This window comes from Microbacterium sp. sgz311019 (assembly GCF_056135325.1).
This window is the reverse complement of the sequence record NZ_JBWAXO010000002.1, coordinates 238,198-259,222: the sequence shown is the minus strand read 5'-3', so window position 1 is coordinate 259,222 and position 21,025 is coordinate 238,198. Positions and strand designations below refer to the sequence as shown.

General features: G+C 64.1%; 13 protein-coding genes. 2 read left to right on the top strand and 11 right to left on the bottom strand.

Features of this window, described 5'->3' with window-relative positions; genetic code table 11:
* Positions 1-454: 454 nt before the first annotated feature.
* From AC0NZN_RS04040 to AC0NZN_RS04020, 5 genes are all read right to left on the bottom strand, one after another.
* Positions 455-1,594, bottom strand: coding sequence for a hypothetical protein (locus AC0NZN_RS04040; protein ID WP_474590977.1), 1,140 nt, complete (start codon positions 1,592-1,594; stop codon positions 455-457).
* 130 nt (positions 1,595-1,724) lie between these two features.
* Positions 1,725-2,456, bottom strand: a complete 732-nt coding sequence (locus AC0NZN_RS04035) for a response regulator (protein ID WP_474590976.1) — start codon at positions 2,454-2,456, stop codon at positions 1,725-1,727.
* Between the two features lie 93 nt (positions 2,457-2,549).
* Positions 2,550-5,291, bottom strand: a complete 2,742-nt coding sequence (locus AC0NZN_RS04030) for an AAA family ATPase (RefSeq protein WP_474590975.1) — start codon at positions 5,289-5,291, stop codon at positions 2,550-2,552.
* 521 nt (positions 5,292-5,812) lie between these two features.
* The gene (locus AC0NZN_RS04025) at positions 5,813-7,276 is read right to left on the bottom strand and encodes a hypothetical protein (protein WP_474590974.1); all 1,464 of its coding nucleotides are present in this window, start codon (positions 7,274-7,276) and stop codon (positions 5,813-5,815) included.
* On the bottom strand, positions 7,269-8,249 hold the full coding sequence (locus tag AC0NZN_RS04020; protein WP_474590973.1) for a hypothetical protein: 981 nt from the start codon (positions 8,247-8,249) through the stop codon (positions 7,269-7,271). Before AC0NZN_RS04020 ends, AC0NZN_RS04025 begins: the two co-directional genes overlap by 8 nt.
* 353 nt (positions 8,250-8,602) lie before the next feature.
* Here AC0NZN_RS04020 and AC0NZN_RS04015 point away from each other — a divergent pair, with 353 nt between their 5' ends.
* On the top strand, positions 8,603-8,905 hold the full coding sequence (locus AC0NZN_RS04015) for a hypothetical protein (protein ID WP_474590972.1): 303 nt from the start codon (positions 8,603-8,605) through the stop codon (positions 8,903-8,905).
* A gap of 81 nt (positions 8,906-8,986) precedes the next feature.
* On the opposite strand, the gene AC0NZN_RS04010 is transcribed toward AC0NZN_RS04015, so the two are convergent.
* From AC0NZN_RS04010 to AC0NZN_RS03985, 6 genes are all read right to left on the bottom strand, one after another.
* Positions 8,987-9,505, bottom strand: coding sequence for a hypothetical protein (locus AC0NZN_RS04010; RefSeq protein ID WP_474590971.1), 519 nt, complete (start codon positions 9,503-9,505; stop codon positions 8,987-8,989).
* A gap of 218 nt (positions 9,506-9,723) precedes the next feature.
* Positions 9,724-10,032 carry a hypothetical protein gene (locus AC0NZN_RS04005; RefSeq protein WP_474590970.1) on the bottom strand — a complete coding sequence of 103 codons (309 nt, stop codon included), beginning with the start codon at positions 10,030-10,032 and terminating at the stop codon, positions 9,724-9,726.
* A 109-nt stretch (positions 10,033-10,141) separates the two neighbouring features.
* Complete coding sequence (locus tag AC0NZN_RS04000) at positions 10,142-12,754, bottom strand: AAA family ATPase (protein WP_474590969.1); 2,613 nt, start codon at positions 12,752-12,754, stop codon at positions 10,142-10,144.
* A complete protein-coding gene (locus AC0NZN_RS03995; protein WP_474590968.1) occupies positions 12,651-13,820 on the bottom strand; it encodes a DUF6414 family protein in 1,170 nt (389 codons plus the stop codon). The genes AC0NZN_RS04000 and AC0NZN_RS03995 overlap by 104 nt, the downstream gene beginning before the upstream one ends.
* 32 nt (positions 13,821-13,852) lie before the next feature.
* Entirely contained in the window at positions 13,853-16,642 is a 2,790-nt protein-coding gene (locus tag AC0NZN_RS03990; RefSeq protein WP_474590967.1) for a restriction endonuclease, read from the bottom strand.
* Complete coding sequence (locus tag AC0NZN_RS03985) at positions 16,626-18,602, bottom strand: site-specific DNA-methyltransferase (RefSeq protein WP_474590966.1); 1,977 nt, start codon at positions 18,600-18,602, stop codon at positions 16,626-16,628. The genes AC0NZN_RS03990 and AC0NZN_RS03985 overlap by 17 nt, the downstream gene beginning before the upstream one ends.
* Before the next feature lie 1,041 nt (positions 18,603-19,643).
* Here AC0NZN_RS03985 and AC0NZN_RS03980 point away from each other — a divergent pair.
* Entirely contained in the window at positions 19,644-20,774 is a 1,131-nt protein-coding gene (locus AC0NZN_RS03980) for a tyrosine-type recombinase/integrase (RefSeq protein ID WP_474590965.1), read from the top strand.
* Positions 20,775-21,025: the final 251 nt, after the last annotated feature.

Below are 21,025 nucleotides of genomic sequence, written 5' to 3'. Positions count from 1 at the left end.
GAGCTCGTCGGCGTCGACTGCCGCACGATCAAGCACGGCATCGAGAACCGGGACCATCCCCATTAGTCAGCTCGGCCGCAACGATGATTCCCCTCGCCCCACTGCTGCACGTATTCGGGATCAGCTCGCTGATCCCGCGATCGCGGGCGGTCTGCGCGACCAGGTTACCCTGCGCGACCAGATGCGGGATCGACGCCGGGACTCCGGGGGGTGGGGCAGCAGGCATCTCTCAGACTCCCTTCCGAGACGATCATCGCCTCAACTCGGGTGTCCGGAAAAGCGGTCAGGCTCCCGCTGCACTTGGCAATCCGTATGAGCTCAGCGAACGAATGCGGATCCGCCGCCATGCATTCCAGTGATCCAACTGCGAGCGACCGGAATGGCTCCTCTGCCTGCGGCGCCGTCGCGTTCGCGACTGTATGAAGGGGACCGAAGCCGAGGCGATGTGGCCCGTTCAGGCAACGTCCACGCTGTCTTCACTGACATCGTGGACGAGGGATCCGATGGCCGCCACGATCTCCGCATCCGCGCGTGGCAACGCGTCTGTTCCGAATGTGTAGGCCACAAGCTTGGAAGCAACCCGCTTCGCGCCGGGGATTGCGGCAAGGCGTTGGGTGTATCGGTTCACGGCTTCTTTGACCGAGGGGGTCTGGGAGAGTGACCAGGGGTCAACGCCGAAGGTCGCGAAGCGGGCTCCCTGCCATTGCTTGTCGTCTGGCAGTACCCAGCCGATGGATAGTGGCTGTCTCCGATCCGGGGTGGTGATTCGGAAGGACGCGCCCTGCGATCGCCATTTCACCTCGACACCAAGAGCGGTACAGCCTGCAATTACGTCGCGCATCGCGTCACGGTATACGCCGTCTGCGATACCGGTCAGGAATGCGGCTTCGTCGGCTTGACCGGCCGGGGTAGAAGAACCGCCTGACGATCGTCGAGGCGGTGCCGAAACCACTTGGGCGGCGTGGGCGACCAGCTCCTCCCCCTGCATCTGCACGATTTCGACGAGAAAGAACTTTCCGTATCGCATCGTCGCGTTCAGGTAATCGAGGCTGGTCTGCATCGATGGCGTGAACCGTTGTGCCGCGACGACATAGTGGATATCCCCGGTTTCGAGAACTTCGCCCAGACGAGCGATGAATCCGGCGAGGTCCTCCTCATTGAGGTTCCAGCTGCTATGCGCGACCGCGTCGGCAAGCGTATGTGCGCCGCGAGACCTCGCATCCACTCGGTCGCTCGAGAGATAGCGCTGTACCACCCCGCGATCGAACTCCTCGACCGTCAACCGCCAAAGATCGGAGCCGTAGTCGATCAGCTGGGCCAGGGCATGTCGGAAGTCTGGATTCTGTGGCCCGGTCTTGAATTCGATCAAGACCACATCGCCGGAGGAGGAAAGACAGAGCAAGTCGATGTAGCCGGAGGCCAGAGGAGTTTCCCGTCCGACGACCAACAACTCGCCATCAAACCCGAGATCGTCCGCCGGGATGAGCTGAGGCTGCAACTTCATGATTTCCTGAAGATGGTGCTCGTTGGGCGCCGGCACCTCAACCAGATCGAACGTCTGCCCACTTCGTTGGACCAAGATCCGTCGCGGCACGTTTTGCCTCCTCAGAACAATTTGCAGGCTATCGGCCGCTTGCTGATGGATGCCACGTTCGCAGAGGACCGCGCTCGCGCTGTCGCAGCTGCACGTCACGTCGAGGTATCGAAACTACCAGGTATGACATTCATCCGGAGCTACGGCCGACAAGCGCCGACGTGACGAGACCGATGAGCTTTGCCGGGCGGTTGGTCGATCCCTGCGCGCCGCGTTGCCGCGCCTCCCGGTCGTGCTCTGGGAGGCTCGAGCCTGCATAGATGAAGAACGGCGTCTTGCTGTCGTTCTCCCGCAACGCAGCCAGGAGTTCATAACCGGCGCGGTGGTGATAGCCGTCCGGCTCCTGGCGACCCATATCCGAGATGATCGCGCCGAATGTGTTGATCTGGAGCAGCTCGAGTGTCTGAGCTGTGGAGGTGACCAGCGTGACCGCGACGCCAAGCTTGTGAAGCGCGTCGACCACATACGTGTTGTTGCTCGGGTTGTCGTCCACCCATAGAACGCTCGACCCTGCGATCCTGGCGGCCGCCGCGTCGTCGGGAATTGCCTCGTTCAGCACATGGCGAGCCTGATCAGTCGTCACCGGTCCGCCCGCAACTCCTGGTTGCGTGGTTGCTGCAGACACCAATTTGGACGCCGCGTCGATCCGCCCGCTGAAGGAGAAGCCCGCGATCGAGACGCTTGCCTCGCCGCCACCGCCTGCCGCGATCCGCTCTTGCGCTACGCGCGCGATCGGTTCAATCATTCGTGCCAATGGTCTTCGGAATCGAAGAATGAGAAAGATGATCAGCAAGGGCCATACGAGCGCGCTCAAAAGTGACAGCGCGCTTGAGATCACGACGGCGATCGAGGCATCCGACACGCCCCGATCGTATTTCCCCGTCACCCGAGAAGCCCTCACGCTCGAGCAGTGTTGCCAGATCCCTAAGGTCAACGACCGACAGCTCAGACGCCCCTACATACCCAGCCCACGCCCCGTGCTCGGCGACCCGACGACAGGCCCCGTCGCCATCTCCGCCTCCCGGTTCCGCGCCGCACGACGCATCTCCGCCTCAGCCGCCCGCACCGCATCCTGCATCGTCACCTCAGGCGTCCCGCGCTGCATCGACTCGGCGATCCGCTCGCGCGCCGCTGCATCCGTCCGCGCCACGACGATGGCGACGTTGTGGGCCCGCCCACGCGTGAGTCCCACGTAGAGTCCCGCCGCATCCACATCCGGCCCGACAACGGACGCGTCGGCCGTGTCGCCCTGCACCCCGTGAACGGTCGACGCGTAGGCGAGCTGCAGGTGCCCGCGCGCATACTCGTGGGGAACGTGCCGCAGCTCGCCACTGTCGGCGACGGAGACCAGAGATACGAACTCGTCGTGGATGCCGCGCACGACCCACTGCGCCCGGTTCTCGACGCCGGTGAGCCGGTCGTTGCGGCGGGTCTGCACGGTGTCGCCGACGAGGATGCGCTGCTCCCCCATCCCCCACGCCATGATGCTGGGATCGAGCTCACCCTGATCAACTCGACGCTGCTGGATGGCGTCGTTGATGGCATCCGCCTCAGCGTTCGTACCCGACACGAGCGTGACGCGCTTGCCTCGAGCGTGCCAGTCGAAGTAGGTGTCAATCATCCGCTCACGCGCCGCGTCATGGTGGTCGACTCGCTCGAGGTGCCCCCGTTCAGCCAGCTCGCCGGCAACGGCCAGCGAATGCTCACGATCTCCCGCGTCGCGCAGCCGCAGCGTGAGCGCCGCATACTCGGGGTCGCGGAACCGGTGAACAGTGTCGAGTTCGATGGATGAGTTGGCGTGGCGGATCGCGGATGCCATCGCCCCGGCATGCCCGACCGGCAACGCTTGATGCGCGTCGCCGACGAACGCGAGTCCGACCTGCAGCTCGAGCGCGAGTTCGGTGAGGACGTTCGCGGTCTGCAGGTCGACCATGCCGGCTTCATCGACAACGATCCGGTCGCCGGCATACAGCACCCAATGCGCAGGACCGCGATACCTGCCGCCCATCATGGGGTCGGCATCCCCACGCGCGAGTCGTGTCCACACTTTCGCGCCGGCTTCGTCGGTGCTCCACCGGTATCCGTAATCGGCGAGCAGGGCATGGATGCTGGATGCCGAGGTCCCGATCTCTTGGGCGGCCACCGACGCCGCCTTGCGGGTCGGGGCGACCACCAGCATCCGTCGCCGCTGGGCCGTGAGCGCGTGGAACGCTGCGCGCAGCATGGTGGTCTTTCCCGTGCCGGCCGGCCCTGTCACCGTTACCAGCCCATCTGTTCCGCCAATGGCGCATGCCGCAACGTTCTGCGAGGCATCCAGAGTCGAGATGTCCTCCTCCGATGCGAAGTGGCGGAGTTCAGCCGGCAGGAGAGAACGCCCGGGCGTCGCGGCCGCGTCGAGTTGACCGGCGAGGCGCATCTTCGCCCTTACCGTCTCGGTCGCCATCAACGCCTTCACGTGCGGAGGAGCGCCAGGTGCGACCAGGCGGACGACGGACTTTGCAGCGCGCGCGCTGATCTCCGCAATGACGTCGTCCAGCTGATCGCGCGGCGCAACGATTCCCGATCGCGAGAGAGCGCGCGTTGCACCGGCGCGGATGTCGAAGCGGCTGAACCGTCCTCCGGATGACGTGGACCGCTCGTCCGCGTCGACGAGTGCCCTGGCCGCGAGCAGGTCGAGATCGAGAGCGTCGAGGTCTGTCGCGTCGATGGCATTGGGTGCTCGCTCGGCGACCAGGCTCGGGTTGATCGCCGCGATCTCGTCGCGGACTCTCGCCTCCCACGAGATCTCGTCGAGATCGGCCGGTTTGTTCGGACGCGACACCGCCCAGGCGCGCCGGTCGATCTGTTGCAGTACCTCGACGCTCGGCGCGGATCCCCTGTGCTCCGCCGACCACTCCGCGATCAGGCGCAGGCGGTTGGCCCCGATCTGCGCGGACCGGCGCGAGAGTGGGCGGACGGCGCCGGCGAGTTCGGCGATCTCCCCCGCGCCGTCGAGCTTGTACCCGTGGCGGGCGAGCGCGGCGATCCAGGCGGGATCGGTTCGAGCGGCGAGCTCACCCTCAGCGTTGACGACGGTGTGCAGCTTCATCGCAACGCGGGAGTCGAGGTTCGACCACTTGCCGTCCGCGCCGAGCACCTTGATGTTCAGCCAGAGGTGGCGGTGGACGTGCGGGTCGAGAGCGCGCGAGCGGCGATGCTGCAGCTCGACAACCTCGATGCGGGTGATCTCTTCGCGGATGAGCCCGCCGTGCCCGCGCCGCGCGTTGAGCTCGCTCTGCCAGGTGAGCAGGATGCGCTCACGCAGCCGATCTTGGAGCGCTTCGAACTCGGCAGCGAGTTCAGGATGCAGCAGCGCAGCGATGCTGTACGACTTCGGGTGATTGATCGTCCCATCGAGCAGCAAGTCTGCGTCGGGGCTGAGTCGCTGGTGACCACGTTCCTCCCCCGTGATGGGATCGTGCCCCGTAAGCCAAACTCGAAGACCGCCGGCGGTGAGCTCGTCGGAGGTGATGACGCCGTTCTCGACGATGAACCGGGCGACGGTCGAATCGGATGCCGCGCTGTACGCCTCGAGCGCCTCGGCGCCGGTCGAGTAATGCAAATGAGCGTCGCATGTGCCCTCGAGTGCGTACGAGATCGCCCGTCGGACGCCGTGAGATTCGACGCCCCTCTTCCACCGCTCGAGACCGCCGCGCATGCCGTCAGGGTACGACCGTTTTTCCCTGGTATCCAGGGATTTTTTTCGTTTGAAGCTTACTGTAGCGAGGTGCTTCTATTGGGCGTCGCCCACCCATGGTGCCTGCGTGCATTGCTCTATTAATTGCATTGCTCCGTTCTGTGTCTCCGTCGTCTCCTCTGTCTCGGTCGTTTCTTGCTCCCGGACTGGAGGGCGTTTCGGATCGCGCGCCCTGCTGGTGCATTTATGCGGGCCGGTCATACGAACCACGCAGTGCCGCAGGGTGCTGGAGCGCGCCGATGGGCCGAGCGCGCGTTAGAGAGGACCGCCATTCGCACGGCTAGGGTTTCAGTGGCTTGACGCCGGGATCGGCACTTGCTCTCGTGTCGATGCGGGCAGAACCGTCGGTGGGCGACGTGCGCGTTGCTGGAAGGTCAGCGACAAGTTCACGTGCGACGACGTACATCTTCCGCGGCCCAACGCGCCTGCTGCCGTAGCGGTGACTCTGAAGTGCGCGAAGCACAATGCGACCAGCCACCGCCCTACTCGAGGAAGTAGGTGAGGATTTTGTCTTCGGAGTCGAGGACCTCTTCTTCCGCCACTCCGAGTGCCAGTGCGAGATCAACCGAACCGATGAAGGCGATCTTCACGTCCGGCGAAAAGGCCCGGTCCAGCACCTCGAGATAATCGGTCATGCTCGCGTCGAGCTTGTCGATGAGCGCTTGGTGGTCGCTGGCGAGTTGCTCGTCGAGGATGTGCTGTTCCTCGAGGTAGCGCGCGACGAGTTCCATCTCCCGCTTGGAGAGAGAGGAGGAGGCTGTCCAGTACATAACAGTGCCAACGCTGTTGCCGATGACGGCTCCCAGGATGGGAACGGGTATGAGGGCCTGTCCGATGAAGGAGGACAAAGCACTGACGGCCGCTTCCAGGGCGACGAGTTCGGCATTCTCGATGAACTCAAACTCGTCGATCTCGCCGCGGCGGAGCTTGTTCGCTTGTTCCGCGATGCCGAAGGCTGCGGTGACGATAGTGCTGGCTACGGCGGCGGACGTGGCGCTGAAGTTCGTGAGCACATAGATGCTGGCACCTCGGCTGCCACCCTTGACGGCCCCGAAGCCGGTGTGGCCGGCGATGTCGGCCCAGTCGCGGCCTGTGAAGTCCTTCAGCTTCGTGCCTTGACGGCGCTTCTCCCCCACGGCCAGCACGAAGGCGGTTCCCCCCTCGATCGCTGCGGCTGCGAGGGTGGCTTTCGTGCCCTCCTTCAGCTTCGGCCGGCTCTGCTGGTACGAGGCGTCACGCTGAGACTGGTCAGTGGAGCGGAGTGAGTCCTTCTCCGCATCGAGCGTCGAGGCGTAGACACCGTTCTGGACCGCGCTGTACTCCAGGTTCGAGGGTTCCAGCGACTCGATGCCGATAGAGCCCTCCGCGAAGAACGACTGGACGCGCTCCCAGTCCTTCAACGACGGGCCGTCACCGCCACGCGTGAGCAGGGAGGTTGCCTCCGCCCGCGGGAGACTGTGCAGCCGCTGGATGACCTCGAAGTGATCGCTGGGGATCTGATACCGGCCGCCGTTCTTCACAAAGTCGGGGTACTTCTCCAGGTGCTCAGCGATGGCGCCGAGACCGAAGCGCCCACCCGCCTGAACGAACTTCTGTTGGATTTGGATGCCCTCGCGCATCAAGTCCACGGGCCCGTTGTCGTTCACCCACTGGTAAACGGCGTCCTTCCCCAGGACCTGGCTGCGCGCGTTGCCGACACCGACCTCCGCGACCTCCGCGATGAAGCCGTGCATCCCCTTCACGCCACCACGGTTGGTCAGGACCACCTCGAGGTCAATCTTCTTGATCGCCTCGTCGATGGATGCAAGCGCGTCCTGCAGATTCAGGTTCTGCCGGTGAAGTGAACTCAGAAGGCCGTCGATACGAATTTGATTGAGGTGGTTGATCCAGGCAGCGACGGCCTGCTCCTGGTTGCTCTTCGCGAACCCGGGATAATAATCACTCATCTTCGCCGGCCTGCACGATGCGCTCGCTCAGGAGGGCGGCGCCCGACTTGGCGTTGTTCACCATCGCAGCCAACTGCGTCTGCTGAGAAGGGGGCAACGTCGCAAAGTCCGCACCGAAGTATGCAAGTGCCCCACCGTAGCTCTTGAGGAGCAGCTCGCGGAGAGACATGGTGCGTTCGAGGAGGTCGCCGATCCGGGCATCCATGTTCTTGACCAGTGCGGTGTTCTGCTTCAACGCGCTGAGCGCTCGTTGCTTCTCCTCGCGGTTTTCGAACTTCTTCTTGGTGAACAGTGCGATGGACACGAGCAATGTCGCACCGGCGACGGACCACCCGATCGGGCCTGCGAGGGCAAGCAGTGCGGCGCCAGCCGCCGTGCCTCCGCCGCCCATCGCGACTGCCCCGCCGCCCAGCCACGCCAGAGCGGCACTGGTTGCGGCCGCCCCAGAGAGGGTAGAGATTGCCGTGCCAGTCGACGCGACTCCAAAGGTAGTGGCAACCCACATCGCCGCGGTCGGCGCCATGCTCGCGACGGCGACGCCCGCAGCGAAGCCGGCTCCGGCGCCAGCAGCCGACCGTCGCGCGGCTTCGAGGTCCTTGCGGGCAAACTCCTCCGCACCCAGGAACTGTGCCTTGTGGATCTCGATGTCCTCGAAGGCGGCCTCGAACGACTTGGGCGTGTTGGCGATGCTGTTCACGAGCTGCTCGACGAGCCCGACGACGTCGGTCGAACGCTCCCGCTGACGTAGGAGCGAGACGCCCTTGTCGTTCATTTCAGTGAATGCACCGTTGTACTCGATGATCGCGTCCTGATACGGGTCCGACTTCTTGGCCGTGAGCTTCTCGATGCTCCCGCCCGCGGCATCCTTGAGATCGCCGGCCTGTGTCACCACCTGTGCGGAGGCGCTACGCGCGAACTTGCCGATGTTGCCGAGACCCTCTCGTGCCTTGTCTACCTTGATCGGTTCAGCCACTGCAATCTCCGGCCTCCGTCGTTGCTGCACATACTGACGAGAGAATATCGAGCGCGGACGACACGTCACGCACACTGCACGCTCGGATGAACCCTGAGCCGGGCGTCGGAGGCAACCGGTACCGTGTCGCCAAGCGCAACCCACTCTTCGCGATCACAACGCCGGAAGACCGCAATTTCCTCGACGATCACTGCGCGGACTGCCTTGAGCCGTTGCCGGAGGACGTGGAGGCACTGTTCTGTTGCGCGTGGTGCGCAGTAACTCTGGAGACAGCACCAACTTTCAACTGCTCTGCAGCGACTGTCACAAGGCGAAGACCGCCGAGAACTTCGTACCAGCCAACCCGGAGAACCATGCGCTCCTGCAGTCCCTCTTCGTGTCGAGGATCGTGCCTGGCGAGCCAAGGGCTGCTCGCCGATCACGAAGCCACGTGGGCAACCGCGTGGCGAGGACTGAAATCGAGCCGGAAGAAGAGGTTCGTCGACCACCTCACGGATCTCGGCATCGACGTCACCGGACTGAAGTCCCGCACCGACATGGTGCTCGAGCTCGAGGACTACCTTCCCGACGCCGAAGAGGCACCTGGCCCCGAGGACTCCGACGGCGGATTCGGTCCGGGCTCGTACTTCGCCGCGGATATGCGACGCAACACCTAGCCTGACCGCTGTGGCCGTGCCCCGCCTGGCTGCGGAGGTCAGGATGGGCGCCACGATCACGCGGACCGTGTCGGCGCGAGACTAGGCGGTCGTGTCGCCCTCGTTCGTGGGCGCGACAATTGGCCGTGGAAGAACCGACTCGCGCAGGTGAGGTCGGGAGCGAAGCCTTTCAACCAAGAGCGGAACTGTCCACCACAGGACTGCCGCAACGATAGGCATGACGTAAGAGACGACGAGTAGCCACAGTGCGGGATCGGCCCAGACGCTCTCGAGCGACACTTGCCGCGTGAGAGTGACCATCACGCCGGTGACGATCCCCGCTGCGAGCCAGAGACAGACGTTGACCGTGGTCGCGCGTGTCACAGACGCCCGGCGCGCGAACCAACAGATGAACACGGCGGTGCCCGCCGCGGCGAGCCAGAATACGGAGTTGGGGCTGACGAGCCACTTGCCGGCCTCTCGCAAACGATCCATGCCCCAATCCCCCGTGGGTAACTGATCGATCAGCGGCTGACCAAACACCTTCATGAGCGCCGTCGAGATGAGGGCGACCGCAAACGTAACGATTGCGCCTCCGACGACTTTGTAGAACGTCCCCATGGCTCACATTTACGCACGGACCACAGACAACGCCGGTGCGACGCGCTCGATCCCCGCTTCTCCACGGATGGCATCGGAAGCTGTCACGCCTGCTCGGCACGGAACACGTACCCGAAACTCGGGGCAGTCGGGCGCTCCACGTGCTGGGCCTCCGTCCAACCGTTCTTGGTCCAGAAGCCCCCGGCGTCGGCCGAGGCGACGGTGAACCAACGCCCGGCCTACCGTTCGACGATGGCCTCCACCGCCTGCAGGCCGAGCCCCTGACCGCGGACCCGATTACTCACCTCAACGAACTCCATCTTCACAACAACGGTTGGTAGATCAAGCCCGACGTACTCGTCCTCGTCCGTCGAGAACGGGTCGATCTGCGCCCGTGCCACCTCAACTCCGTCTAGAGCGAGCGTGAGGTACTCACGGCCCGGCAGAGCGACATTGTTCACCCACCAGTCACGCTCGAACCCCTTGGTGCGGCGATTGAAGAGCAGACGATCCCGCTTTGGGATGAGCTGCTGAACTGTCAGTGGCATCGCGCGCCGATCTAACGAATGGAACGTAGCCCAGGCGCGAACCGACCGGCGTGGGTGAACGGCGATCTCGCACCGCGCTCACCAACGTCTCGCTGCTCGGGCGATGGTGTCAGTTCTTGTCGTCGTTGAGCCTCTTGAGTTGTTGAAGCTCGGCCCAGTGCTGTTCGAGCCCCGTAAGCGTGGGGCTCACTCCGAGCGTGATGAGGGGCTGGGAGTGGCCATCGATGTAGCGACAGGCTTCCTCGAAGATCTCGGTCACCTTCGGGATGATCTCGTCGAGCTTCCCGGTGTTGATGTTCGGTAGTCGCGTCATACCGACGTTCGGCTGGTACCGCTGCGTGACTCCTTGGAGGAGCTCACTCTCGGTGAACACTTCGGCCCACGACCGTAGCCAGCCGTACCCGACGCGGACGAGGGCGTCACGAGCTTCTCCGTCCACCTGGTTAGCGGCTTGGATCGTCTCGTTGATCCGTGCGCGGATGCCGCTGAGCGTGTCCCAACGGGGCCCGGTAGCCTTGGTGACCTTGCCCTTGCCGCCCTCGTCAGTAATCTGGAAGTAGACGCAGCGCTTGGACTTCTCGAACAAGCTCAAGAGTGTGGTGGCAAACAGGATGTCGTGTGTGAAGACGATGACCTGGTTGCCTTCGGCGAGCCGGGCGATGCGCTGCGCGACTTCGTTGATCCGACGGTGGTCAAGGCTCGACACCGGATCGTCGAAGATCACCGGCGCGGTGATGCCAGCCAATCTCGCCTCTGCCAAGAAGTCCGCGAGAGCAAGCACCTTCTGCTCCCCCTCGGAGAGAACCTTCGATGGCTTGTGTTTGCCGCTAATGACCTTGCGGCGCTGTGCTTTGCCCTCGCGTCCGACGAACTGAAGCTTCAGCGGCGCCGTCCGCAGGGCGGCGCACTCCTCTAGGAAGAGCGCGTCGAAACTCTGATTGATGAGCTGGTCGCTCGCGGTCTTGGCCAGCTCAGTGACCGCGCGCCCCAGCGAAGGCAGCGGACGCTTGAGAGTCTTGAGTCGGTCGGCCTCCTTGGCGCTCCTGACCTGGGCCTCGATCAGCGGCCAGGACTTGCCCAGCTCGACGGCGTCGCCGAGTTCCAGCAACTCGGCCTGCTTCTCAGCGAGCGTCTGAGCCCGGTTCTGCTGCTGCGTTTCCAACGTGTTAATGCTGGCCTCGACGGTGTCCAGTGCAGCATCGATCTCGGTCTTGGGGTTGGTGAGGAGATCGACCATTCTCGTGCCGGCGTGCGTGCCGTCCGCTGCCGCGGCCGTTAGGGCGCTTCGTGCCTGCTCGATGGCTTGGATGTGTGCGAAGTAGGGCGGCTTCTCGTCTTCGTCCTTGTACTGCGCGATGGAGGCGATGAGTTCGTTGCCTTGGATCACGGTCGCCTGGCGCTTGTGCGCCGTCAACACGGTATCGGTGGTGCGGATATCGGCGGAGATCTTGTCTTCGAGGTAGGTCGAGTACCGGGCGAGCAGCTCACGTGCCGGCTCCAACAGTGGCTGGCGGCAGTAGAGGCAGCGCTCAGAGTCATGCACCCTCTCCTCCACGAGATGCTGACGGTAGGTGTCGCCAGCTTCGATGAAACCGCTCCAGGTGTCGTCGGGCTCGGTGGGCAGGTCTGCGGCAGCGAAGAGTTCGCTGCGGAATGCGTCGTAGTCGCTGGCGAGCTGTGACCGCTTCGTCAACGCATCGTTGTACCCAGTCGCATCGAACGCGATGAGCGCCTCGGCGGCGCTTGAGGCTTGGGCGAGGACACGTTGTTCTGCCTTGAGCGCTGCGATCTGAGTGCCGATCGTGTTCGTCCGCAGCGCCGCCAAAGCCTGCGTAAGAACATCAAGCTGATTCTCGGCCCCGTCGCTCGTTACGATCCGTTCCTTGAGCGTTGCGAGGTCAGTGGATGCGCCGAGGGTTTCAATCTGCGGATAGATGCTCGAGCCGCGCTGGAACCTGGAAAGCAGGCCAGTGCTTCCGGTCGCGAGTCCGCTGATCGCCGCGTCGATCTGAGCGGCGACTGCCTGGATCGCGGCGGTCACATGATTGAAGAGCGATAGCGAGGCCGGGGTGTAGACGTAGTCGAGGTCGTCGTCGACGTGGGTCGTCACCGCCGGACTATCGAAGATCGACATCCGTGTGAACGGTGACACGCCGCGATCGCCCGCCCAGCTCAGCGTCTGGGCTTCGTTGCCGAGCTTGTACTCTAGCTTTGCCGACTGGTCCTCGGCGAGATCGGCGTCGATGTTGCCAAGGATCGTGTCGGCGGTGCGGCTGTTGGCCAGCGCCTTCAGGATGCGCGAGTATCCGGTCTTGCCGGTGCCATTCTCGCCGTAGAGGATCGTCAGGCCCTCATGCGGCTCGATCACCGCGCCATGTACCAGCGCGTTGACGCCGTGCACCTCGGAGAGGCGGGTCAGCGTGAGCGGCGGCGCGGACTCGTCCCGGCGTGCTTCGACCTCTAGTTTGGCGACAACGGGAAGCTCGCGCTTGTCCAGCGCCTTCTCCTGCCGGAAGAGCTGGTACGCCATCTCCATCGTGCTCGCCCCGACCGGACGTCCAGAGCCAATGGCTTCTGCCACGAGCAGCCGCACCCACTCGTCATTCTTATTCGCCCACTCAGCGAGTAGCGCGCGTGGGTCGGCGAGATCGGTGTCGTCTGGCTCGGCGGGTTGCGCTGCGTCGATCAGCCCAGCGGCGGGCTCGGTCACGTCGCTCGTCATGCTGCATCCTTCCATCTGGTTCTTCGCCGGGCGGAGTGTCGCTCAGTATCGTGCGCACCAGAACGAGCGAGATCACCTCGTCGACGAGTTTGCCCAGCTTGCGTGCGTTCCCCGACCTGTCGGCCAACGGGTACAACAGGGTCTTGAGTTCATCGGGAGTGAGTCGGGCCTGCTCCTGCGATGACAGGTGCCGATAACGGTCGTCGACGAGTCGGTCGATGACCTGCCGAATCTCCGACTTGGAGAGCGGCTTGAAGTGCACCAGCGAATCGAACCGGGAATACAGGGCGTCGCCGAGCGCCTTGCGGATTTCGTCTTCGGCGCCGTAGTTGGAGGTACAGATGATCAGCGACGGGCCGAGTTGGACTCTGTAATTCTTGTCCTCGAAGACGCCGCCGTCGAACAGCTGGTAGAACGCGCTGTGGAAGACCGAGTTGGCCTTGTCGAACTCGTCGATCAGAATCACGCCCGACTCTCGGTCGAGGAGGTCTCGCGCGAACGATGCTTGGAAGACGAGCCGCGTGCGGCCGAGATCCGTCAGTCCGTAATTGTTGCGGAACGCCTTGATGTTGAAGCGAAGCAGGAGCTTGGAGCCGTCCGGACTTTCCCCGAGCAGCTCGTAGTACCCCTTGGCGCCGGTGAGAACGTCGTCCAATCTCGCCAGGTGTAATGGCATCTCGTCCATCTTGAGCATCACCATGTAGGGCGTGAACATCTTCATGAACGCCATCGAGTCCTTCGAGGCGGTCACTCGAAGGTCTCGCAATTGGCTGACGCGGGGATCTGCTTCCGCCTTTGCCAGGTAGTCCGCCAGGATCGTGTTGGACAGCGTCTTTCGGAGGATGCTCTGCCCGGCGCTGGAGATGTCGACTCCACCGCCCTCTTCCGCTGAGCCGCCAAGGAAGGGAAGCCAGCTGAACTTCGCTGCCAGACGAGTCTCGACCTCACTGTGCAGATTGGTCGTGCGATCCTTAACGTTCTCGCTCGTGGCGGCAGCCTTTCCGCCCGCTGAAATGTCCAGGTAGTCCGATGCAGACTCCTCGTCGAAGTAGACGACCTTGATCATCGTTGCCTTCGTGTCCGCGCCAGCTCCAGCCATCAGCATGTCTCCCCGCCGAGGGCCAGTTCAATCCGGACACCGTCGTGGTCCGTCGTATTGGTGTAGTCCACAGTGCCGGCGGGTGCCGCGTTGAAGTGGCGGAGGGCGAAGCGGATCTTCATCGCTTCATCCCACGCCAGCTGGTGCAGGCTCAGCTTGTCCTTGGTCTCGCGCACGAGATAGAGCCTCTCGGCACCGTCGACGTCGCAGACGATCGCCCAGTCCGGTGAGTACTCACCGACGGGCGTACGCACCTTGAAACGGCGCGGGAGCTTGGCGAATAGCTTGATCCGATCGCTGTCGTTCTCGAGCTGTTCGGCGAAGTTGCGCTCGACGTGGCTGTCGTAGTCGAAGTGGTCGTAGAGATTCACACCGCCCACCGGTGCCACAGCGATGCCGGATTTCGGGTCGGGGTTCTCACGGGTCGCCGGAACGGGCGACTTGGGTTCGGCCGGCCAGAAGATCGCGTTCGCGTCCCACCAGTCATTTTCGTCGGTCGGCTCGTAGATGATGCCCTTGGCCATCTCCTCAATCCCGGCGGTTCGGATCGCCTGTGCGACGATCCGCGCCCAGCGGTCGGGGTCATCGAGCAGGCGCGCGGCGAACTGCCCCGGGATCGCGGCAACCACGCTTGCGAGCGTGGGGCGGGTTAGGCGGAGCGGGAACTTGCCGTACTGGAGCTGTTCCTCGATGAGTTGCAGGACGTCCGGGAACCGCTCCCCCACGATCACGAGACGTTCGCCAGGGGTCTCGGACACGGACGCGTCGCCCGTGGTCACATGGCCCTCGTCGTCGTAGGTGAGGTCAGCGGACTGGATGATGTTAGCCCGGCGCTCGATGTAGCGCAGCTGGTCGAGTATCTCCGACTTCGCCACAGCGGTGGCGAGTGACTTGCTGTCGAGCGTGACCCGGTACTTGGTGCGGTAGCGGATCCGGTTCCACAGCTCGGCGAACGCGGGACTGTCGAACTGCTTCGGGCGGCGGAGCATGACGATCTCGTCGTCCGAGTTCTCGATCTCTGGAACGTCGGTCTTGCCCGCCCCGGTACCCGCCGTCGTGTACTCAGCGTTCAGGCCGTCGCGGAACTCGCTGAATGACTCGTCGACAACGAGGGTGAGTCGGTTGATCACGCCGTCGAAGACGCGGTGGCCCGACTGATCCACCGGTAGACGAAGGCCGCGCCCGATCTGCTGGCGACGTTCCCGTTCAGACTTGGAGTGGCGGAGGAATCCGACCTGGAAGACGTTGGGGTTGTCCCATCCCTCTTTCAGGGCGGAGTGGGAGAAGATGAACGCCCGCGGGTTCGCTCGGTCGAGGATGAGTTCCTTGTTGGCGATGATCTCGGCGTAGGCGCGCGCCTGCTGCTCCTGATCGTCCTTGGAGTTGCCGGTCGCGTCCTTCAGCAGGCCGGTCTTGGTCGACGGGAAATACGCCACGCGCAGCTCGGCCGGATCCGGCATGTCGTCGGTCGCCCCTCCCGCCCGCACCCACTCCTGTGCGAACACCTCATCGAACAGGGCGGGAAGTGTCGCGTCGTCACCGACGTAGTCGGCGACGTGTTCCACGAAGAAGAGCGAGAGCACCTTGACGTCGTAGATCGAGCTGTCGATGAGCTTCTGACGGTCGAGGTGGCGGCGAATGGTCTGGCGGATCTGGTCCTTCCACACCGCCAAAGAGTCGACACCGTGTTCGTCGCCGACCTTGAGGACGAGGCCGTTCTGAAAGATCACTCGATCGGGCTGCCGAGCGATCTCGTCGACCACAAGACCTTCGTAGTGACTCGGGGCGTGAAAGTCCCCAACGAGCTCCGACCCTGCCTGGAGTACGACCCGCTCACGCACCGTGCCAGATGCGGTGGCTCGATCGATCGTGGCCTCAGCCATCAGCCGGCGCCGCACGCTGCGGATCTTGTCGAGGCGAATGTAAGGAGTGCCGTCCTCACCGGCGATGACTCCCTTGACGGAGACACGCTTGACCAGGCCTGCGTCGCTGGCCTGTTTCGGTCCGAGCCGATGCACGAGATTGTAGGGCACCGTGTGGGTGGCGCTGAAGCGGAGCGCGAAGAACGGGTTGAGGGTGGCGATGGCCTGACGGCGCAACGGCGTCGCCATGTTCTGCGGCTCATCGATCAGCACGACCGGACGCGTCGCGGCGATCTGCGCCACCCGACTCATCGGCACGCCCCACAGCTGGGGCTCCTCTTTGGAGGCGTAGAGCGTGTTCGTGTCGGGCTTGTCGAGCGCCTGAATACCGACGATTAGGAACTGCACATCACCGGAGGGCTCGGCGAAGTCGTTCACTGCGGTGCTCTCACTCAGCGACCCCCACCGGTACTTCGTGGAAGGGAACTTGGCCTCGAAATGCTCTTTCGTCTGTTCAAACGTCTTGACTACGCCCGCGCGGATCGCGATGGAGTGAACAAGAATCACGAACTTGCGCAGCCCGTATTGCTCGGCCAGCCGCAGCGCCGTCTCGATATAGACGTAAGTCTTTCCCGTGCCCGTCTCCATCTCGACAGAGAAGTTCGGGAATTCACGCTCCAAGCCCTGCAGATCTGTCTCGGCCAACAGCTCGAGCGATTCCTGCTTCGCGACCGACTCCCGTTCGGTGACCGCGGTCAGATTCGCGACAAGCGCGTCCGAGTCCAGGGCGAACCCGTCGTGTCCCTCAGCGCCCGCCGCCTGTCCCACGATCACATCCCGGGGCGGCGTCAGCGCGCCCTCGAAGAGGTCGACGATTGCCGCGACGGCTGCTGACTGATGCGGCTGATCGTCAAAGCGAAACTTCACGAGGCACCCGCTCCAGAAGGATCAACTTGGACTGCAGCCGAGGCGCGAGCGTCAGCGTGACGTCATCGCTCACCTGGTCACCGCGAAGGATCAGCGTGTCGTCATCCGTCAGACCGAGCGCGTCCGCCGATGCGACCGAGAACTCGCCCAGACTCACATAGAGCCGCGGAGCGCGGGTATCGGCATCCCGAGCCGCGAACTCGTAGACCGTGACGTCACCGTGCGTCGTTTTGGTCACCACGGCGTCGAGTCGCGTGTTGGTCGCTTTGAGAACGACCTCCCAGGCGACCGAGAGCTCGTCCGCGCCGTCGACGACCGGCGGCTTGGTCGCGCGATCGATGGCATCCAGCAGGAGCTGCTCTCCGGTCAGGCCCGCAGTCGCGATAATCGGCGGTTCAACGATCAGGTTCGTAGGGCGGGTGCGGAACACACGGAACGAGGGTGTCGCTCCACTCACGTCTGGGGTCGCGGCGGCAGCGCGGCGCAGACGCTCTGCCGTGATCTCGAAGATCGTGCCGTATCCGGCCTTGACCGCGTTCTTGCCCGACTCGGTTGAGGTGTCGGGGGCTTCGGGACGCTGCACGAGCACCCAGTGCCGGGTCTTGCCGTCCTTGGGGTTTTGCTCCCACACAGCCTGTGCGGTGGAGCCTGAACCTGCGAAGAAGTCCAGAATCAGGTCACCGTCGTCGGTCAGGCTGTGGAACAGCCGTGCCAGCACGTCGGTCGACTTCGGGTCATCGAACACTTTCGCGCCCATCAGCGCGTCGAGGTTGGTCGACGCTGCGCGACGATCCCGATAGAACACCGATGCCGGCGCCCAGTCCTCCCGCATGTGCAGGTAGGCCTTGATCTGCACCCGCCGGTCCATGTCCTCGGGATAGATGAGCCTGCCATCAGCATCGAGCTTCTCCATCGTCGGACGCTCATACCGCCAGCCGTTGGCCGGCGGCTGGTAACCCTTCCACTCGTAGCGGAGGTTCTCCCGATAGTTCGGGCTCGAGATGTTGTCGCCGAACCAGATACCGCGCTCGTCCACCTTGCTGTAATGCGCGTGCGCCTTCGATGGGTCCTCATCGGACAGGGACTTGTACCATTCGCGGAGCGCCGTGGTCATGGCGTCGAAGTCCTCGCCATGTTCAGCCCGCAGCGCCTCGACTTTCGCGTAGATCGGCTCGAGCCCTTCCTTGCGCTCACGCCAGCGAATGTCGTTGGCCTTGAGGTAGGCGCGGTCGCGCGCGTAGACAAGGATGTAATCCTGTCCGCCGCCGGTAAGTTTCGCGTCACCCTTTCGGGCTCCGCGCCAGGTCATCATGTCGACGAAGTTCTCTGCACCGAAGATTGCGTCGAGCAGAAGCCGTAGGTGATGCACCTCGTTGTTGTCGATCGATGCGAGGAAGACACCGTCCCGGCGAAGCAGGTGACGCGCGATAGACAGTCGCGAGAACATCATGGTCAGCCACGGGTCGTGCTTGCGCCCCGTCGTTTCCAAACGGCTCGACATCGCGTTGCCCTGATCGTCCACCTGACCAGTCGCGCGGAGATACTCGCTCTCGGGCACTGCGAAGTCGTCGTTGTACGTGAACGAATCGCCCGTGTTGTACGGCGGGTCCAGGTAGATGAGCTTGACGGCACCCTTGTAGCCGTTCTTCAGGAGCTTGAGGACCTGCAGGTTGTCACCCTCGATCAGCACGTCCCTGGCGTCGTCCCAATCCAGCGACGCGTTCTCGTCGGGAATCAGTGTCGCCGTCGTCGCCGCGCGTGCCTCCGAGCGAGCGAGATCGACGGAAGGCCAGGAAAACGTGAACGCTGGTGTCTGGTCCGCATCGCCCAGCCCCAATGCGTCCAGCAGCGCAGCGCGATCGAGAGCACCATCAGCAAACGCGGACGGAACGAGGTCGCGCAGGACAGCGATCAACTCATCGTTCGGGTCAGCGGTCTCACCAGGTACGTAGTCGGTCATGCTCAGTAGTGCTCCTTGCGCGCGGGCGTATTGGTCAGCGGTGAACCCAGGGTCACCCTCACCATATCCGCGGCCAACGACGTGACGCGCGAGGCGGGTACGTGGCATCGACGGGAGGCGGCGGGTCGATCTGCTGGCCCTACTCTTAACACGTAGGGGTGGGCACGGTAGCTCTCGAGGTTCCGCACACGGAATGCGTCGGCTCCGTCAGGCGTCTCCGCATCGCACAGTCCGCCCACGACCTGCGATCGGTGACATGTCACGTACTCTACGTTCGCTTCTGCTCGATGCAGGTATCGATCCCGCTGGAGCGCTCGTGATTCGTCACGCGTTCGCGCAGGAGCATACGGACAGCGGATTGACTGGGCTACACGCAGACTCGACACACTCGTTGATCCTGGAGGTAGTCCGCCGACCCGAGGCGATTTCCGGCCGCGCCACCGCCCTCTGGGTCGTCTTCGTCAAAGAGGGCGGCGACGAAGCGCGACTGTGGTCAGTCCTCGAGCACCACGGCGAGATGGTGAACCATGACCAGGTCAGATGGTTACTGCCTGGCCGCCTCTGGGAGGTCGCTTGGCTGCCCTCAGATCGACTGGCTTTGCCTGCGGCAAGGAGAGCAGTCGAACGGCGACTTACCCTTTATGGACAAGCCAGCCGACGCGCCCCTTCGAAGCCGCCAGGCGTGAATGCGTGGCCCTGGATTGCAGATCACGCGCCGCTAAGTGCACACCCGACGAAGAGTCTTCCTTCGACACACCGGGCTACTTCAGCGATCGTGCTCAGCGCAGTGCTCGACGGCGCACGGCTGCTAAGCGACGCGCGCCAGCGCGGAGTCTGCAAGGAGTGAGCGGCGAGAACGGAGCCGAGCTCGATCGCTACACTCTCAGCGTCGGAGGATGGCGATCCGGTCTTCCACCGCCGACACTTGGCGACGTTCTCCAACATCGCACCGCATCCCATTCCACCGCCGTTGACGACAGCGTCACCATGTCCGACACTGGCCCGATACTGACCATCAGCCCGGAGCGAGCGGAGGTCGAGATGGGCAGCATCACCCCATACGAATCGTCGAAGGGCCGTCGCTACCGCGTGCGCTATCGCAAGCCTGACCATTCCGAGACTCAGAAGCGCGGGTTCAGGACGATGCGCGACGCGCAGCTCTTCCTCTCCACTGTCACGGTGTCGAAGGCGACGGGCGACTACATCGATCCGGCGTCGTCGAAGGCTCCTGTCGCGGCATTCGCCGACGCCTGGATGCGGTCAAAGCGGCCGCCGATGTCGAAGCTCTCGTACTACACGACGCTCGAACAGGCCTGGCGCAACCACGTAGCGCCGGTCTGGGCTGATCGCGAGATCGCTTCGATCCGGCGTTCGGAGGTCCAGGACTGGGTCGCGGAGCTGGCGTCGCGCAAATCGCGCACGGTCGTGCTGCGGTCGCTCGGAATCCTCGCCGGCATCCTCGATGTGGCCGTCGACGATCGTCGGCTGGGACGCAACCCTGCACGCAATATCCGCAACCTTCCTCGCCGCGGACCGGGCAAGCGGCGTGTCTACCTCACGCATGAGCAGGTCTCGACCCTCGCGGCGTGCTCGGCGCATCCGACGCTCGTGCTGACCCTCGCCTACACGGGGCTGCGGTGGGGTGAGGCGACCGGGCTGCGCGTGCGGAGCGTGAACCGGCTGCGGCGGCGCTTCGTCGTCGAGGAGAACGCGGTGATGATCGCCTACGAGATTCACATCGGCACGCCCAAGACGCATGCGCGGCGATCCGTCCCCTACCCCGAGCGCCTCGTCCCGCTCATCGATGAGGCATGTGCCGGCAAGGGCCCGGAGGGGCTGCTGTTCGGCGACGGGATCAACCACATGAGGAACTCCGGCGAGAAGGGCTGGTTCGCGAACGCGGTGCGCCGCGCGAAAGCGATCGATCCGTCGTTCCCGAGGCTCACCCCGCACGACCTCCGCCACACCGCCGCGTCGCTCGCCATCAGCTCGGGCGCGAACGTGAAGGCCGTGCAGCGGATGCTCGGCCACGCATCGGCGGCGATGACCCTCGATACGTATGCCGACCTCTTCGACGACGATCTGGATGCCGTCGCCGCGAGACTGAACGACGCGATGCCGTTGGTGGCTCTGCCCTCGAGCTCGTCAGGACGCTTCTCCGCGTCGCGCTGACCGCAGCGCGGTGTGGAGACCGTCCCAGCCATCAAGCTCCGGCCGTGGCGCGATATGAGCGCCGGGTGCGCGCGCTAACCTAGCGGCGACGATGTCCCTTTTCTGGGGAGGACAACGACGTTGATCGGACGATCGAAGCGTATTCGAGTACCTGGAGTACCGGCGGACTTTCGCGTGCCGCCCGGCTGGCCGACCCCAACCGATAAGTGGATCCGCGATAACGCCTTGTGGCAGCCACCCACAGGCTGGAC

Excerpts from the sequence above, each read along its gene's own strand:
- AC0NZN_RS04030 (WP_474590975.1), bottom strand. The coding sequence starts at position 5,291 with ATGCGCGGCGGTCTCGAGCGGTGGAAGAGGGGCGTCGAATCTCACGGC.
- AC0NZN_RS04025 (WP_474590974.1), bottom strand. The coding sequence starts at position 7,276 with ATGAGTGATTATTATCCCGGGTTCGCGAAGAGCAACCAGGAGCAGGCC.
- AC0NZN_RS04015 (WP_474590972.1), top strand. The coding sequence starts at position 8,603 with ATGCGCTCCTGCAGTCCCTCTTCGTGTCGAGGATCGTGCCTGGCGAGC.
- AC0NZN_RS04010 (WP_474590971.1), bottom strand. The coding sequence starts at position 9,505 with ATGGGGACGTTCTACAAAGTCGTCGGAGGCGCAATCGTTACGTTTGCG.
- AC0NZN_RS04005 (WP_474590970.1), bottom strand. The coding sequence starts at position 10,032 with ATGCCACTGACAGTTCAGCAGCTCATCCCAAAGCGGGATCGTCTGCTC.
- AC0NZN_RS04000 (WP_474590969.1), bottom strand. The coding sequence starts at position 12,754 with ATGACGAGCGACGTGACCGAGCCCGCCGCTGGGCTGATCGACGCAGCG.
- AC0NZN_RS03995 (WP_474590968.1), bottom strand. The coding sequence starts at position 13,820 with ATGATCAAGGTCGTCTACTTCGACGAGGAGTCTGCATCGGACTACCTG.
- AC0NZN_RS03985 (WP_474590966.1), bottom strand. The coding sequence starts at position 18,602 with ATGACCGACTACGTACCTGGTGAGACCGCTGACCCGAACGATGAGTTG.
- AC0NZN_RS03980 (WP_474590965.1), top strand. The coding sequence starts at position 19,644 with ATGGGCAGCATCACCCCATACGAATCGTCGAAGGGCCGTCGCTACCGC.